The following is a 17075-nucleotide window of genomic DNA, read 5'->3' as shown; positions in this document are numbered from 1 at the left end:
ATATGAATGTTAGCGAGACAAAATCCGGCACCACTTCGACCCGTGAACAGTTGATCGAAGATTTGCAGCAACATCAGTTTGAATTACAGCAACAAAATACCGAACTCCGCCGCGCTCATGAGGAACTGAATCACGCGACAGAGCGATTTCACGAACTATGGAATGACGCGCCTGTTGGCTACCTTTCTCTGGACAGGTCCGGAGTCATCACAGTTGCGAATCGACGAGCTCGCACACTGCTTGGACACATTGCACCAGTGCAGGAAGGTGTGTCCCTGCAACGATTTCTTACACGCGAATCCAACCTGACGTTCCGCCAACACATGTGGTCCGTCGCGTCATCCGACGTTCCAGTCGTTGCCGAATTTCAACTTAAGACTCCGGAAGACGTCGCTGAGGTTTGGATTCGCGTTGAATCGACGGCGACGTCTGAAGGAGAGTACCGTTTTGCCGTCATCGATATCTCACGGCAAAAAGCGGCAGAGGCTAAGCAACGGGCTCTCGCGAGTCAGTTGCGGCAGTCGCAAAAAATGGAGGTTCTGAATGAGATGTCCGCGGGCATCGCACACGATTTCAACAATATTTTGCAGGTTATTGTTGGATGTGCAGAGCTTTCGAAAACAGAGCTTGCCGCCAGAGGCGAATCCACAATGCTGATCGATAAGCTGTTGGATGGAGCTCAACGTGGTGTCGACCTGACTGGGCGGCTACTGGCGTTCAGTCGCCGGTCTTCGCTGACAGCAAGGACAGTTGACCTCCGCGAATTAGTCGAGAACACCGTGGACATGGCGGCTCGCACGGTGCCAGAATGTATTTCCATCGAATCACACGTACCGCGCACTTCGCTGCCGATTAACGCGGATGGCAATCTCATCGAACAAGCGCTGCTGAACCTCTGCGTGAATGCCAGGGATGCAATGCCTCAAGGTGGTTGCATGCAAGTGCGTGCCGACCACTGCGAAATATCGGATCTGCTTCTCGACGATGGAACACGACTTCCGCCGGGACCTTACGCCGTAATTACCGTATGCGATGACGGCGAAGGCATGGACGATGCGACTCGCAGAAAACTGTTTGACCCCTTCTACACGACCAAAGAGACGAAATCGGGAACTGGCCTGGGACTGTCTATTGTTTACGGAATCGTGCGGCAACATGGCGGGGGAATCACCGTTGATTCCAGATTGGGCCACGGCGCCATCTTTACGATCTACCTGCCCCTTTCAACGGAGTCGCCTTCGGACGATGTTGCAGAGTCGCCAGATTCACACAACGCCTATGCGCACGGCAGCGGGACGATTCTGGTCGCTGAGGATGAGCCTGCGATTCGTGAAGTCCTGTCCTGTACGTTGCTGAATGCAGGTTACAACGTGATCACAGCGAACGATGGCCTGCATGCACTGGAGCTTATTGAATCTTTTGAAGGCAGGATTGATCTGCTACTGACTGATGCGATTATGCCCCGGAAAAGTGGCAAAGACGTATGCTCACAGTTTCATGTTCGATTTGCCGGAGCACCGGTTGTATTCTTAACCGGACATGGCGATTCTGTCGTCGATCGGCAGTTCCTTGACGAACATCAGGCACAGATTCTTTCTAAACCGATCCGCTTTAATGCACTTTTGGAGATGATCGGAAGCAGGCTGGAATGTGGTGAACGCTGATACTGAACGTAAATCACTTCGTAGTGTCGACGGATTCCTAAAGTAAAAAACCAGTTTGGTGAGTGGCTAAGCAGCAGAACACAGAAGTCAAGAAACAATGGCCTGACACATCCTGATATACATTGAACGATCTGTAGTCTCTGAGGAATTTAATCGCGACTGCCACGATGTTTTCGCTTCGCTTTATTCACAACCAGCCTCAGAAAACAAACGTGTCCGCAACCGACGTCCCGCCGCTATCAACAAGAAGTCGATGGGCCCTGTTTTGCTGCGTCTCACTTGGTTACCTGATAGCTGCCGAGATTGGCCATGCGATGTCGTTTTCGGGCTATTTCGCCACGTTCTGGCTGCCCGCTGGACTGGCTGTGGCAACGTACCTTGCTGTCCGACCACGCTACTGGGCCATTCTGCTGTTCGCCACACTCACGGCAAATATCGCCTCGGACGTGGGGTTGCACGACAAACACCTCTTCGTGAGCCTCGGCTTTTGGGTCGCGAACACAACAGAAGCGATGATCGCCGTCGCTTTGATTCGTCGATTTGATTCGGCATCGAAAATACTGCAGACAGTCCGCAGCGCGTTGACGTTTGTGCTGCTGGTCTGCGTGCTCAGTACCGCCGCTGGGGCAACGCTGGGAGCGGCTGTCGTCTGGAAGGCGTTTGACGCAAGCTATGCCAACACCTGGCGAATCTGGTGGAGCGCGGATTACGTGGGGATGCTTGTGACCTTCCCGTTTGTCTGGATCGCCATCGATGCATACGCACACTGGAAGCAGCGACGTCGACGGTTTGCCGTACTGACGGGACCGCTTGAAAAGGGGATCTACGTTGGACTGCTGATTGCGCTGGCTGCCGCGTCTCACTATGTTTTCGGTATTCAGCTTCAACGAATGGCCTACATCGTGTTTCCCATTCTGCTGTGGCTGGTCATGCGGTTTGAGGTTGTTGGAGCGGCAAGTGGATTGTTTGTTCTGGCATTAATCGCCGTCGCTGACACAGCCGGAGGTAAGGGGTTTTTCGGTGGAATCGAAGCACTGCCGGAACGTGCTTTCGCGTTGCAGAGTTACCTGTTTGTTTCAGCCACAACATTCCTGACCCTGGCCGCCACTGTTCGGGAACGTCAGGAAGCGGAACACCGATTGAGGATGAGTCAGTTTACGATTGAAAAAGCGTCGAACGCTCAGTTCTGGATTCGCGAAAATGGTTCCTTTGCATACGCCAATGAACTGGCGTCCCGTTATCTGGGTTATTCGCGCGAAGAACTTTGCCAGATGTCGATGGCAGATGTTAACCCGGACTTTCCGGACGACGCATGGGCCAGTCACTGGAACGTAACGAAGCACCAGGGAGAGCTACGCCTTGAGTCAACATACAGAAGACGTAACGGCACGACTTTCGACTGCGAACTCCAAACGGTTTTAGTCGACTTCGGCGGAGAAGAAGTCATCGTCGCTTCGGTCCAGGACATTTCTGCCCGAAAAGCCGCAGAAAGAGATCTGTATCGGAGTCAAACGGCTTTGCATACAGCCGCTGACGCGGTGCTGTGGGTGAAACCGGACGGCCACATCTTTTACGTCAATGACGAAGCATGCATTCGGCTCATGTATTCGCGTGAAGATCTCCTGAAGTTAACAGTCGCTGACATCAACCCGGACCTTCAATCGGTCGAAAAGTTTCGAGCCGAAATCTGGCCAAGGATCCACCAGGACAAACGCCTGATGTTGACCATGCGGCATGAGCGTCGTGATGGCACGATATTTCCTGTTGAGATTGTGATCCATCACATCGAATTTGAGGGCGAGGAATTCGCATGTTCGTTCGTTCGCGATATCACCGCTCGTGTGGCCGCAGAAAAGGAACTTGACGAAGCGAGGGCTCGTCTGGAATTGGCGATTTCCGGTGGCAATGTCGGCCTGTGGGACTGGGACGTGCTATCCGGCGAGGTGCATTTTTCCGACCATTGGCACAGTCAGCTGGGCGAATCACCGGGAACCCTCAAAACATTCAACGACTGGGAAGTTCGCCTGCACCCAGATGATGCGGACGAAGCTCGCGCCGTGGCGCAGGATGCGTTGGTCAAAAGAAAACCTGACTATCAATCCACGTTTCGTTTGAAACACAAAGACGGCAGCTATCGATGGATTTTGTCTCGGGGGCGACTGTCCTTCGATTCTGACGGCAAGCCCAATCGCATGGTCGGCACACATGTTGACGTGACCGAACTGCAGGAAACGCGTGCAAAACTTGAAGCACTCATCGAGTTAATGGGCGTCACGGACGGAGCGTGGAACTGGGACCTGCTGACAGATTCCGTCGACTACAGCACGCGATTTCGAGAGTTGTTGGGTTATGCTCCTGACGACTTCGACGGGTTTCCCAACGAACTCGACAGCTTCAAGCAGCGAATTCATCCTGACGACAGCGACAGTTTCTGGGATCAGATTCAGCAGCATCAGAAGAACGGTCAGCCTATGGACCTTGAAGTTCGTATGCGACGGAAGGACGGCGTGTACCGATGGTTTCGCGCTCGGGGAGCGATGCTGCGGGACGACGATCGCAAGCAGTTTCGAATGGCCGGTTCTATCTACGATGTCACCCATCGCAAAAATGTAGAACTGCAGCTGCTCGAAAGTAACTCCGATCTTGAACAATTCGCCTATGTCGCTTCACACGATTTGCAGGAACCTCTGCGTGCTGTTGGCGGGTTCTGTCAGCTGCTGCAACGCCGCTATAGCGATTCACTGGACGAAACTGCTCGCGGGTACATTGCGAAGGCGGTGGAAGGGGCCAGCCGCATGACGACTCTCATCGAGGACTTGCTTGAATTTTCCAGAGTTGGAAACGATAAACGTCCGTTAAAGGTGATCTGCGTGAAGGACGTCGTTGCGGCTGCCATGGAGCAGATGCAGTTGCCGATCGAAGAAAGTGGCGCGCAAATTACTGTCGAAGATCTTCCGATGGTTGCAGGAGATGCGCAATTGCTTGCCCAGTTGTTCCAGAATCTGATCAGTAATGCCATCAAGTTTCGCCAGCAGAATATTCCGCCCCGGATTCGCATTTTTGCGACCCGGACGGAATCATTTTGGGACGTTTCTGTGGAAGATAATGGTATCGGAATCAGAGCGGATCATATCAAACAGACATTCACGATTTTTAAGAGGCTGCACCGGCGTGAGGAGATTCCGGGAACGGGCATCGGTCTCGCCATCTGCAAACGAATCGCTGAACGTCACAACGGATCGATCTCTGTGTCCAGCACTCCAGGCAAGGGAAGCGTTTTCACATTAAGGTTAGCTGCGGAAGAACAACGTTATGCTTGAAAACGAAAAGGTGATTGAAATCCTGCTGGTTGAGGACAGCGTGACGGATGCCGAATTGACGCTGGAGGCGTTGAAAGAAGGCCGTCTGCAGAACAACGTCCATCACGTGTCGGACGGTGAGAAGGCGATGGCGTATCTGCGGAGAGAAGGTGACTACCGGGACGCGAGCCGACCTGATCTCATATTACTGGATTTGAATATGCCGCGAATGGACGGGCGTGACGTTCTGAAAGAGATGCGTAATGACGAAAATCTGAAGGTCATTCCCGTCGTCGTCCTCACAACATCAAACTACGACAAAGACATTTTGCAGTCCTACGGTCTCGCAGCAAACAACTACATCGTGAAGCCCGTGGACCTGACCCAATTCTTCCACGTGATTCAGCAGGTCAGCCACTTCTGGGTCAAGATTGTCGCGTTACCTCCGCCCCGGAATGATTAACCATGTGAAGCTGCGAAGTGCGGATTGCCAGGAACGCCTTTCGAGACCCTGTGATCGATCCGCAGAACGCTTGCGTTGGAATTTTTTCGCACTTTATCACCTGCATTTTCATGCCCCTGAAATCCCCGGCGGAAGGCTGTCGGGTTGGATAGATCATGACAGCAACCACTCCTGAGACGACCGTTGAACCATCCGCTTCGCAACCAACTTTTATTGTTGGGATTGGAGCGTCGGCTGGCGGGCTGAATCCCATCGAAGAGTTCTTCGACCACATGCCCGTCGACACGGGAATGGCATTTGTGGTGGTCCAGCATCTGTCCCCGGACTTCAAAAGTCTGATGGACGAACTTCTGGCCCGCCATACTCGGATGGCCATTCATAAAGTCATTGATTCGATGGAGGTGGAAGCAAACTCCATCTACCTGATCCCGCCGGAAAAAAACATGGCGCTGTCCGAAGGTCGCCTTCTGTTAACAGACCAGGAAAGCCACCGCGGACTGAATCTCCCCATCGATATCTTCTTTCGGTCACTTGCCAAAGATGCGGCGGAGCGAGCCATCGCCATTGTGCTTTCAGGTACGGGCAGCGATGGTTCGCGTGGGATCAAAGATGTCCACGAAGCCGGTGGTATCGTGCTTGCCCAGAATGCAGAAACCGCTGGCTTCGACGGTATGCCTCGCGCGGCCATGCAGACTGGAGTCGTCGATGTGGCGCTTGCTCCGAATGATCTCGCGGTGCGCGTGATTGAATATTCAAAAGAGAAAGACAAAGTCGCCCTGCAACGAGTCGAAGGGGCGACCAAGCTGCCGTCTGGCGAACCTGGCTTGTTTAGTATCTTCAACATGTTCCGCCTGCATCATGGGATCGATTTTGCTTTGTACAAGCCGGCGACTATCCACAGGCGGCTTGAGCGGCGTATGCAAATCAGCGGGTTTACCGATTTAGACAAGTATGCCGTTCACATTGAGGAAGATGAAGAAGAACGTGACTACCTGTTTCGGGATTTGCTGGTTGAGGTTACACAGTTCTTCCGCGACGAAGCGGCGTTTCGAAGGTTGAGGGAAGATATCATTCCACAGCTGGTTGATCGTTCGGAGGCCGGTGAAGAAATTCGCATCTGGGTTCCCGGTTGCGCGACGGGTGAAGAAGCGTATTCGATGGCAATTCTTTTTGACGAGGCAATTGCGAACGCGAACCGCAGCCAGGACTTCAAGGTCTTTGCCACGGACGTGCACCGCACATCTTTGGAAACCGCAAGTACAGCTGTCTACCCTATTCAGGCGTTAGAGGTTGTTCCTGCTGATCTGCAGGGACGATATTTCACCAAATCTAACGGCTTGTGCCACATTAAACGAGAGGTGCGGCAAAAGGTCATCTTCGCAGCCAACGATTTGACGTCAGATCCGCCGTTCACCCGTCTTGATCTTATCAGCTGCCGCAACGTTCTGATCTATCTGGAACCGAAAGTACAGAAGCGAGTCTTGTCTCTTTTCCATTTTGGCTTGAAGACAGGTGGAACTCTGTTTTTAGGCCCGAGTGAATCAGTGAGCGACCTTGAGTCTGAATTTGACACCATTGATCGGCACTGGAGAATTTACCGCAAACGTCGCGATGTGCGTCTGCCGGAAGCAACGCGAATGCCAATGACACCCGTGCTAAGCAGTGTGGTGCTCGAAAAACACAATGGAATCGTCGCATCACCCTTCAAAGCAGAACGGGCCGCATGGGTTTCAACAGCGATGGAGGATCTGCTGACAAGGTACGTCCCACCCAGCCTGATGATCAACGACCAGCAGGAATTAGTGCATACGTTCGGTGATGCCAGAAAGCTTCTGGTGCAGCCGGAAGGTCGCCCCACACTAGACGCGTTGAAAATGCTCGATGGGGAAATGCGGACCGCAGTCAGCACGGCGCTGCATCGAGCAAGACAGGAAAATCAGGCAGTCACGTTGAAAGGGATTCGTCGCGAAATGGACAACTCAGACGAATTCGAACTCTACAAGGTCAAGGTGGAACCGTATCGGAAAGCGAATCGAAACCTATACCTGGTAATCCTCGAAAAGCAACAGGAAACGCTAGCGGCAGATGCATCAATCATCGAAGAATTGCGTCGAGAGGACCGTTCTGATGAGCGAATCCTGCAACTTGAGCGTGAGCTTAACTACACACGGGAAACGCTGCAGGCCACCGTGGAAGAATTGGAATCAAGCAACGAAGAGCTGCAGGCCACCAATGAAGAACTGATCGCGTCCAACGAAGAACTGCAGAGTACCAATGAAGAACTGCACAGCGTGAACGAAGAGCTTTATACGGTGAATTCCGAGCACAAGCAGAAGATTGAGGAACTCACGCAGCTCACGAGTGACATGGACAACCTTCTTAAAAGCACCGACATTGGCACGATCTTCCTGGATCATGAGTTTCGGATTCGCATGTACACGCCCGCGATTTCTGCAGCGTTCAATGTCATGGAACAGGATATCGGACGGCCGATCGATAATATTGCTTACAAACTGGACAGCCCCAACCTGCTGGCTGACGCGGCTGAGGTATTGAGTACTTTGCAGGCGAAAGAGGTTGAGGTTCAGAGTGCCGATGGCAGCGTCTACCTTCAACGAATGCAGCCTTACCGCACAGAGAATGATGCTGTCCAGGGCGTTGTGCTGACAACGACTGACATCACGGCTCTGCGGGAGGCCGAACAGGCGCAGCGCAGCATGATGACGCAGATTAATGAAGAACTGCCAGACTTCGCATATGCGGTGTCTCACGACCTTCAGGCCCCGCTTCGCCACATCAGCCAGTACTCGAAAATTCTTGATGAAGCGGCGGAATCCGGTCAAGTTGAGCAGATCCCCAAAGCGACGAAAGTCATTCACGATAGCGCAAACGCCATGCACACAATGCTTGGCGGATTGCTTTCGTATTCACGGATTAACAGTCGCGCCCGCCCCATGGCACCTGTGGAACTATCTGAGGTGCTTGACGAGGCCGTCAAAAGTTTATCGGGCACCATTGAGTTTAATCAGGCGAACTTTATGGTCGACAAGCTACCGGTCGTGTCCGGAGATCGTGCACAGTTGCAAACGGTATTTTTCCACCTGTTTGACAATGCGATCAAGTATCGATCTGAGGAACAGCCACAGGTCAATGTCAGCTATCACCGGGCTGACGGATTCGTGGTGATTTCCGTTGCGGACAACGGCATCGGAATTGACGAACGACACAAGGACCGTGTGTTCACAATTTTTAAGCGTTTGGGTTATAAGGAAGATGCACCAGGCATTGGGATTGGATTGGCTTTGTGCAAGCGCATTGTTGTCAGGCATGGAGGAAGGATCTGGGTGGAACCAAATTCGCCAGTTGGCAGTATCTTTAAATTTACGTTGCGCGAATTCGCGCCGGTGCCTCCGTCCGCGATGCATTCAGATTCGGATCTCGGAACATGACAGACGACAGCCTGAACAGACCCGCAGAAATTGAACGTAAGGATTCATTGATTCCGGATGAGGATCCCGCTATTCACTGCATCGTGGGCATTGGCGCGTCTGCAGGAGGATTGAAGGCTCTGGAAGTGCTGCTGCAGCATCTTCCCAACGATACGGGACTGACGTTTGTCGTAGTCCAGCATCTATCACCTGACTTTAAGAGCGTGATGGATGAAATCCTTGGCCGCCATACCCACATGAAGGTAATGAATGCTCAGCAGGGCATTCCGCTAAAGCAGAACACCGTGTATCTGATTCCTCGCAGCAAGAACATCGCGATCGACGATAGCCGAGTTGTACTGACAGATATTGACCGTGATCAGATGCAGCGCCCCGTCGACCTTCTTCTGCATTCTATTGCTCAGGGATTTGGCGAACGTGCGGTTGGCGTCATCCTTTCGGGAACGGGCACGGACGGCGTTTCGGGTATTCGAGCGATCCATGAGGCCGGCGGACTGACCGTGGCGCAGTCTCCTGACACGGCACAGTTTGACGGTATGCCGGCCAACGCGATCGCGACAGAATGCGTCAACCTCGTGCTTCCGCCCGAAGAAATTGCCCAACTACTCTCTCGCCACGCCATCGATCCTACGAAGCGGCTGGCAGCGGAAGAGTTCATGACCACGGAGGAGATGTCAGGGATCAACCTCATCTTCTCACTGCTATGCGAGCGACACGGAATCAATTTTGCAGATTACAAATCAACAACTGTCGCTCGCCGAATCGAACGCCGCATTCAGGCCATCCACAGTCGCTCCATCCACGAGTACGCGAAAACCTTACAGGCCGATAACGCCGAGCTCGACCTTCTGTATCACGACATGCTTATTGGCGTCACGAAGTTCTTTCGAGACTCCGAAGCCTTTTTCTCGCTGCAAACGCCCTTAAGCAAAATAGTCGCCAGGCTCGAACCCGGTGAGGAACTGCGAATCTGGTCCGCAGCTTGCGCAACTGGTGAGGAACCCTATACCATCGCGATGTTGGCCACCGAACTTTTTGCTCGTCACGGCAAACCAGTGCGACTTAAAATCCTTGCAACAGACGTTCACCAAGGTGCCCTCGACTTTGCGGCACATGGGGTGTACCCGCCGGGATCAATGGAATTTGTGTCGCATGAGCGCCAGGCGCGATTCTTCTCCCCGCTGCCGGATGGGAAATTCCGCATCTCAGCAGATATTCGCCGTCACATCGTGTTTGCCCGACACAACGTCATGCAGGACCCGCCATTTACAAAATTGCACCTGGTCAGCTGTCGCAACATGCTCATCTATCTGAAAGCGAGCGCTCAGGCCCACGCGATTGCAGCATTTCATTTCGCACTGGCACAAAACGGAATCATGATGCTGGGGGCCAGTGAGACGCCTGGCAAACTTCAGGATGAATTCGAAACGATTGACAGCACGTGGCGAATCTTCCGCAAGCTTCGAAGCCTGCCGGGGTTGGCTGTCGATCCCGGCAATATCACGCAGGCCATCGCTCGCGGGCCGCGCCGCCTGGTCAACATTCTCAATCGCGACAAGCCCGAACAGCTCAGCTTCACAGGCCTGCTGGAAGCTTACGATTTATTGCTAAACGAATTCGTCGAATGTGGACTGTTGCTGGACGAAAGCCGAAATGTTCTGCACGTCTTTGGAAACGGATACCGATTCCTCAAAAGCGCCACCGGGCGTTTTACAGGAAACATCATGCGCCTTCTGGAAGGTGAAGCTCGCACAACGATTGGAGCAGCACTGGTTCGCGCTCAGAAGGATCAGGAAACACGTTTCGTTCTTCGCAACGTAGCGTTTCCCGTCACTGACGGCACGGTCGAAATCGACGTGACCGTGCGCTCTTTGCGCAGTGATTCGTCTAAGAATTTTGTGTGGTTTGTTGAGTTTTGTGACCCCCAGAAGCCTCAAAAAACGCTTACTGAAGAGGTGCAATTCGCTCGGGGGCGTGGTGCGGATTACGAAGCCATCGAATCCGAATTGATCTACGCCAAGGAAAGTTTGAGCGCCACAATCGAAGAGCTGGAAACCAGCAATGAAGAGTTGCAATCCACAAATGAAGAAATGGTCGCTTCCAACGAAGAACTTCAGAGTACCAATGAAGAACTGCACAGCGTCAACGAAGAACTGTACTCCGTAAACTCAGAAAACCACCGCAAGATCACGGAACTTCATGAGCTCACTGAAGACATGGAAAACCTGCTCAGCAGTACCGACATCGGTATCGTTTTCATGGACGAAGATCTCAGGATTCGCAAATTTACGAAGGCAGCCACGGACTACTTCAACCTGGTCGACCACGACATCGGCAGGCGACTGGACAACTTCGCTCACAACCTAAAAATCACGAATCTGGACGAGCTACTTCAGGAAGTCGTTCGGTCAGACCGCAGCTACACGGCTCAAGTGACCAATGCCAAAGGTGAGGCCATCCTCATGAAAATCCTCCCCTACGTCAGCGTAAGCGACAGACGCGGCGCCGTCCTCAATCTCGTAAACGTACACGAAATCAGCCTGGGACAGACGAATTAGATTGTGTTCCAGGTTCTGAAAACCAGAAGTGCCAGTGGTGACCATCAGTAAAATCTGGCGGAGTTGGAAAACCAAAGGCAATGTGCGAACAAATGCTTTGCCCAGGGCATCACCGAACCTGAACCGCAGGCGGGAATGGTACATTCATGCAATTTCCATTGCGTGGCTTCCAAGTTTCCGTAAGCACATCTATTTTGGTCCGCGATTCGCTCGTCTACTACAACTGTGTTTCATTATGCACCTTTGTTCTATTTGAGTTAAAACTCAAGGGATTGCTGTTTGGGATCTGGTACCGCGGGGTTGCGGTTTCGAGTTTTTGCCTTCCGGACAACGGCCTTTGCCGCTGGCGTCTCCAGTTCGCTGCGATTGATGATCCACGGTCCGTCCGGAAGCGGGTGTTGACCTTTGATATCGGCTCGTTCAATCGCCAGTCTGAGTGTCCGCGTGCTGATGCCAAGATGTTTTGCGCTGTCGGTTAGGTTCATCCAGCCTTGATCAGATTGAGCCTGTGCAGTCCAGCGGGCAATCTTGTGGTAGTTCCGCATCGATGTGACCCGCTCTCGAGTCCACCGGTTTCCTCGTCCCGTTGGTAACCCGTTGCGGTTGAGCAGTCCGGCGATGAGATCGTCGGAACAGATTCGTGCGAGTGACCGGACAGCATCGACGGCCTCTGCTGACGTGGCTGTCGTGGCTGTCGTGGCTGTCGATTTTCCGCGACGACGGCGGGGAAGTCGCAGTTCGGTATGCACACCACCAACCCAGTGGATTGTAAGAATGACTTCGCTCACGTCGTTGTCGACATCCGCAACGATATCGCGGATCAGAGTCCGAACGATGCGTTTCTTGATTCGAATGTCAGCATCAGGATTGTTCCAGACTGCGTCAAGGTCAGCCACGACTGCCATCAGACCCTGCAAATCAGGATCGTCGATTGAAGATCTGTCATTTCGCTGCTGATCGATCCGTGCTTCGACGTCGCTGACGTGTTGCATCGACGCATTCCATCTTCGTTCCAGTTCCTCGGTGACAAGTCGATTTTCCGGGTCAGCTGCATCGAATTGACGTTGTGCACGCGATGCTTCATAACGAGCAGACTTAAGTTCCCCTTCCAGTGCCTGAAGGATTTCGTTGTCACGTTCGGTTGTTTTCTGGTGAGCGAGCATGGCGGCCTCTTGAGCGGCAGGAGCAACAACACGGAATATCTGTTCTGCAACGGCGATGTCAACGGACGTGGCACCGAATGCGATGCACTTGGCTTCGCCATTGTCCAGATACCCTCGGTGGCAGCAGTAACGTGGCACTTTCGCTCCGACTCCGCTGTACGCGACGGCCAGTCGCCGTCCACATTGCTGACAGCCCAGCATTCCCGACAACAGTGCCGAACCTTTTCGAGCAGCGCCTCGCCCGGAACGCAGATTGTTTGACGAAATCAAATCCTGCAATCGTTCGAACTCCTCCCACGATACATAGCCTTCGTGATGTTCGGGAATCAATGCGATCCATTCTTCGCGACTGCGCCGCCGTGTTTTTGAATCAACGAATCCACCTTCATACGATGGCTGATGTTCGGTTCGGCCATACGCATACGCCCCACCGTACACCGGATGAGTCAGGATCTGGTACACCATCCCGTATGTCGGACGCTTCCACTTCAGGACTCCGGCTTTGTCTCGTGTCGGCATCTGCAGATCTTCTTCCAGAAGCCACATCAAAGCTTGCCGTGCACTCCCCAGTTCGAAGCACTTGCGAAACACCAGATTGATCATCTGTTGCACGCGAGTATTCGGGTCTTTCTCAATGCGCTGATCTTTGCCTCGAGTCGTTCCCGTTTTCAGATATCCGACCGGTGCCGAAATGATCAGTTCTCCTCGGCGCGCCTTTTCACGCCGAGCTTCTACGGATCGCTGACGAAGGAGGTCCAGCTCGTATTCGTTCAAACTTCCTTTCAGTCCCAGCAACAGTCGGTCATTGCTCCGGCGAGGAGCGTAGACCGTTTCCTGATCGATCAATAACGTGTCCACGACTCGACACACTTCAACCAGTTGCTGCCATTCACGACTGTTGCGAGCAAACCGCGACACCTCTCGTGCAGCAACGGCCCCGATCTTCCCGAGGCACACATCGGCGACCATGCGTTCAAATCCCGATCGAACAACGCTGCCGGACGCGCTGCGCCCCAGATCTTCATCGATGACTTCAATGTCTTTCCATCCCAGTGAACGCATCCGTTGCTGCATGGCATACTGCAGCCTGCGGCTTTCTTCGTTGTGAAGCACCTGAAACGGCGACGACTGACGAATGTAAAGAACGGCTTTCCGCTGAAGATGGATGGCTTCAATCTTTTCACTCATCTTCGGACTCCTTTCCGCTGTTGAGATTTTCAGCATGATGACGAACGAGTTCCGCCAGATATCGGGTCGCTTCTTCCCGAGTCTCGCTGGGCAGATCACTCCATCGCGGCCGGGGCGGACTCACTTCAAACAGATCAAGCTGTGTTGTCGGTTTCGTTCTGGGTTGTGGCATCAGCATCTCCCTGAGAAGATTGGAAATGCTGAACATCTATCAGAAACTCATCGCCCGCTGTGGCGTCCCGCAGCAGTGCTGAAAGATTCAATAGTGCTGATATTGAAACGCAGGGTTCGTCGCGTAGCTGCATGACGCAGCATACAGACTGATTCAACATCCACTGCGGAACTTCACGAAACTTTCCGTCCGTCACGTCGGCAGGACGACACAAATAGACAGCTCCGCGATCACGACGTACGATCGCTCGATCAATCGTGACGGGCTGATCAAACCAAGGGTGCCATCGATACCGAACTACTGCCTCGGTAACATGGCTATCGGTACGTGAGGTTGTACAACAAGCACCGGGTGCCTACTGCCCGGTGAAGTAGACCCCAATATTTGGACCACGGGGTTAGATAGACAAAACGGCACTGAGTGTTAAAACGGTGAGTGCAACGAACCGGATGGACCAAAAAACTGGGGCCTGTGGCGCGATGGCAAAGGGTATTCCTACGAAGGCGGTCATCGCATTCCGTTTATTGCTCGCTGGCCAGACCGTATTGAACCGGGAACCTCATCGGCGGCAATGATCACGATGACCGACCTGTTCGCCACAGCGGCGGACATCGTCAGACAGGAACTACCTTCGGACGCCGCCGAAGATTCGTTCAGCCTGCTGCCTGTGCTGCTGGGCCGGGAAGAGAAAATCGTCGGACGGAAAGCCATTTTCATTCTGGGCAACGGCAAAGACAGTGCCGTCGCGGTGGGTAGCGAGCAGTGGAAGCTGATTGTTCGCTACGGCGACGACGAAGACCGAGGCAACGAGCTCTACGATCTGTCAAAAGACCCCGGCGAACAGACCAACGTCATCAACGACCATCCGGTAATCGCAGAGCAACTTTCCGCAGCCTATCGAAAGGCCGAGTCCGATGGCCGAACACGCCCCAGATGACCGCCAGCAGCGAATAAGTTAAGGCACGGCATCGAAAGCGATCATACCCACTTAACGATCCTCGCTACGAAGCCTGAGTTCACTGTTAAAATCGCAGCCAGCAAGAACGACGCCCAAAGAATTCGCCACCTGCGAACATGTCAGCATCGATTCGCTTACAATGCTCACGCAGCTCCCAATGAACGGCAAACAGGTCCCCGCCTCAATGACCGAGCCGGGTTCCATTCACAGAGTCGTGGCTGAAATCACGGCCAAGCTTTCTTCCCCACGCCACCGCCCGCTCGTGCCAGATTAACGGAGAGTACAAAAAAATAGCTCCCCAGCTGAAGACTGGGGAGCTAAACGTGCTAAAGGCTTTGGCTTCAAAGCTTTAGAAAGAGTGAGGGCGCAGGGACTTGAACCCTGGACCTACGGATTAAAAGTCCGTTGCTCTACCAACTGAGCTACGCCCTCTGGTTAATGAAAACACTAGGTTTTTACGACCTTGTGGTTCCCGCTTATGCGGGTTAACTGCTGCAACATTTGATGAAGCAGACGACTGTCACCGCCAAGCCCGCGAAACCATATCGGGATTTCTGTTCATTTCCAGCCGCGGACCGCCAATGGCTGAAGAAAATTTCGGAAAGCGTTAGTGTTGCGGATGATGAGAAGATTTGTTGGCTGCCTTGAAAGAAATTCGAACGTTAGTTCGAGAGTTTCTTGGCGGCGAACGTTCCCCGAAAATTTCAGGCCGACGGCAATGTGAGCGGCAATTGGCATGCTCGTGAACAGGTCTCGTTGCTGGTGGCGATTGGCGGTCGCTGGCGAAGCGACAGTTATTGATGCTTCAAGGCCACGGAGAACAACCGGTCGCCTTGTCGCAGTAGCAGACGATCGCCGGTAACGACGGCCGCGTACAGTACGGGACCGGAAGGCGGGCCGCCGCGGCCTTCATTTTCGGCTTCTGCCGGTGGATCAGGTTTCGATGGTTCCGGAAGATTGTCCCAGGTGCTCAGCTTTTGGGCGGAACCGATATTCGAGAGAGTGTCGATCTTGCCATCCTTTTCACAGAACAATACTTGCTCGCCCATCGCAATTGGTGTCGCCCAAGTGCTGCCTTTGAGCCGCTTGGCGAATAGTTCGTCACCTGTTTCGGCATTTAGCCCGTACAGCACGCCTTCGCGGTTCACGAACATTGCGACGCCGTTATGAGCGATCGGCGAACCGAATGAACTGGTCGCTCGCTTGGCTTTCCATGCATAGTCGGCCGACCACTTGCCGTCGTCTGTTTTTTGAATCTGAACGACGCCGTTGGATTCTGCAGCTCGCCCGCCACCCGATTCGCCACGGCCAATAGTTGCTCCAATCAGGAATCGCCCGTTACCCAAAGGCATCGGCGTTGGTGTGGAATTTCCACTAATGCCGTCGAAGGTCCACAATCGTTCGCCGGTAGCCGGGGCCAGACCAGCAAGGCTTCCGATGGCACTCAGCACCAGATGCTGACCGCCGTCGACTGGCACTAAACGGGGACTCGACCACGCAGTGGCTCCGAGCCCCTTCGATTTCCATTCGGTTTCGCCTGACTGTTTGTTCAGGCTGGCAATGTACGGATCGTCAGAACGTTCGACCCAAACGAACACTGAATCATCGTCCTGTTCGAGCGACGACGACAGCCCGTGGCGAGCCTTCAGGTCGCCATAGTCTTCGACGAGGTTGCGTTCCCAGCGAACTTTGCCTTTGTGCGTCAACGCGATGACGTTGCCGCCTTCGAAAAAACACACGATGCCGTCTTTGTCCGTCACGGGGGAAGGAGCCGCTTTGCTGATGTAGTTGCTGCTCTCCGCTGGCGTGGCGTTGGCCAGTGTGTGCTGCCACAGCTGAGTGCCGTCGTCGAGCCTGTAAGCAGTGACATGGCATTTGTCTTTATTATCGCCTTGCACCGTCGTGATATAGACGTTGCCATCCCACACGACTGGCGACGATTGGCCGTAGCCGGTGAATTCCGTTTGCCACTGGATATCGCCGAGCGACACTTCACTCGGTGTTGCGGTCGCAACGTTGCCGCCGTTTTGGAAAGACGTCCATGCGTCGTTGGCGAATGCTGTGGCCGCAATGGTTGAAGCGACGAGAAGTGAGGCAAGGTGTTTCATGAGCTGCGGCTTGACTTGAAAATAAATGAAAGGCCATTGTGTGGGTATCGCTG

Annotated in this window: 9 protein-coding genes and 1 tRNA gene; 6 read left to right on the top strand and 4 right to left on the bottom strand. The window is 53.5% G+C overall.

Features of this window, described 5'->3' with window-relative positions; genetic code table 11:
- The first annotated feature begins 2 nt into the window (after positions 1 to 2).
- From Fuma_RS09275 to Fuma_RS09255, 5 genes are all read left to right on the top strand, one after another.
- Positions 3 to 1664, top strand: a complete 1662-nt coding sequence (locus Fuma_RS09275; protein WP_077023885.1) for a hybrid sensor histidine kinase/response regulator — start codon at positions 3 to 5, stop codon at positions 1662 to 1664.
- Positions 1665 to 1831: 167 nt separating this feature from the next.
- Entirely contained in the window at positions 1832 to 4984 is a 3153-nt protein-coding gene (locus Fuma_RS09270; RefSeq protein ID WP_077023884.1) for a PAS domain S-box protein, read from the top strand.
- Positions 4977 to 5426: a response regulator gene (locus Fuma_RS09265; protein WP_077023883.1), complete on the top strand. Its 450-nt coding sequence runs from the start codon at positions 4977 to 4979 to the stop codon at positions 5424 to 5426. Before Fuma_RS09270 ends, Fuma_RS09265 begins: the two co-directional genes overlap by 8 nt.
- A 155-nt stretch (positions 5427 to 5581) precedes the next feature.
- Positions 5582 to 8875 carry a chemotaxis protein CheB gene (locus tag Fuma_RS09260; RefSeq protein ID WP_077023882.1) on the top strand — a complete coding sequence of 1098 codons (3294 nt, stop codon included), beginning with the start codon at positions 5582 to 5584 and terminating at the stop codon, positions 8873 to 8875.
- The gene (locus tag Fuma_RS09255; RefSeq protein ID WP_077023881.1) at positions 8872 to 11433 is read left to right on the top strand and encodes a chemotaxis protein CheB; all 2562 of its coding nucleotides are present in this window, start codon (positions 8872 to 8874) and stop codon (positions 11431 to 11433) included. The genes Fuma_RS09260 and Fuma_RS09255 overlap by 4 nt, the downstream gene beginning before the upstream one ends.
- 257 nt (positions 11434 to 11690) lie before the next feature.
- Here the strand turns inward: Fuma_RS09255 and Fuma_RS09250 are convergent, their stop codons facing one another.
- Both Fuma_RS09250 and Fuma_RS09245 read right to left on the bottom strand, forming a co-directional pair.
- Positions 11691 to 13784: a recombinase family protein gene (locus Fuma_RS09250; protein WP_077023621.1), complete on the bottom strand. Its 2094-nt coding sequence runs from the start codon at positions 13782 to 13784 to the stop codon at positions 11691 to 11693.
- Positions 13777 to 13956 (bottom strand): hypothetical protein, encoded by a 180-nt coding sequence (locus Fuma_RS09245; RefSeq protein ID WP_145943985.1) that lies wholly within the window; start codon positions 13954 to 13956, stop codon positions 13777 to 13779. The genes Fuma_RS09250 and Fuma_RS09245 overlap by 8 nt, the downstream gene beginning before the upstream one ends.
- 469 nt (positions 13957 to 14425) lie before the next feature.
- Between Fuma_RS09245 and Fuma_RS09240 the strand changes: the two genes are divergently transcribed.
- Complete coding sequence (locus Fuma_RS09240) at positions 14426 to 14893, top strand: sulfatase/phosphatase domain-containing protein (RefSeq protein ID WP_145944075.1); 468 nt, start codon at positions 14426 to 14428, stop codon at positions 14891 to 14893.
- A gap of 380 nt (positions 14894 to 15273) precedes the next feature.
- Here the strand turns inward: Fuma_RS09240 and Fuma_RS09235 are convergent.
- Both Fuma_RS09235 and Fuma_RS09230 read right to left on the bottom strand, forming a co-directional pair.
- A tRNA-Lys gene (locus Fuma_RS09235) sits at positions 15274 to 15346 on the bottom strand.
- A gap of 362 nt (positions 15347 to 15708) precedes the next feature.
- Positions 15709 to 17022, bottom strand: a complete 1314-nt coding sequence (locus Fuma_RS09230; RefSeq protein ID WP_083731917.1) for an outer membrane protein assembly factor BamB family protein — start codon at positions 17020 to 17022, stop codon at positions 15709 to 15711.
- Positions 17023 to 17075 lie beyond the last annotated feature (53 nt).

The organism is Fuerstiella marisgermanici (assembly GCF_001983935.1).
GTDB lineage: Bacteria > Planctomycetota > Planctomycetia > Planctomycetales > Planctomycetaceae > Fuerstiella > Fuerstiella marisgermanici.
The sequence above is the reverse complement of the archived record's forward strand: the minus strand, read 5'-3'. Positions and strand labels throughout refer to the sequence as shown.

Coding starts and splice junctions, on each gene's coding strand:
- Fuma_RS09275 (WP_077023885.1), top strand. CDS start 3: ATGAATGTTAGCGAGACAAAATCCGGCACCACTTCGACCCGTGAACAG.
- Fuma_RS09270 (WP_077023884.1), top strand. CDS start 1,832: ATGTTTTCGCTTCGCTTTATTCACAACCAGCCTCAGAAAACAAACGTG.
- Fuma_RS09265 (WP_077023883.1), top strand. CDS start 4,977: ATGCTTGAAAACGAAAAGGTGATTGAAATCCTGCTGGTTGAGGACAGC.
- Fuma_RS09260 (WP_077023882.1), top strand. CDS start 5,582: ATGACAGCAACCACTCCTGAGACGACCGTTGAACCATCCGCTTCGCAA.
- Fuma_RS09255 (WP_077023881.1), top strand. CDS start 8,872: ATGACAGACGACAGCCTGAACAGACCCGCAGAAATTGAACGTAAGGAT.
- Fuma_RS09250 (WP_077023621.1), bottom strand. CDS start 13,784: ATGAGTGAAAAGATTGAAGCCATCCATCTTCAGCGGAAAGCCGTTCTT.
- Fuma_RS09245 (WP_145943985.1), bottom strand. CDS start 13,956: ATGCCACAACCCAGAACGAAACCGACAACACAGCTTGATCTGTTTGAA.
- Fuma_RS09230 (WP_083731917.1), bottom strand. CDS start 17,022: ATGAAACACCTTGCCTCACTTCTCGTCGCTTCAACCATTGCGGCCACA.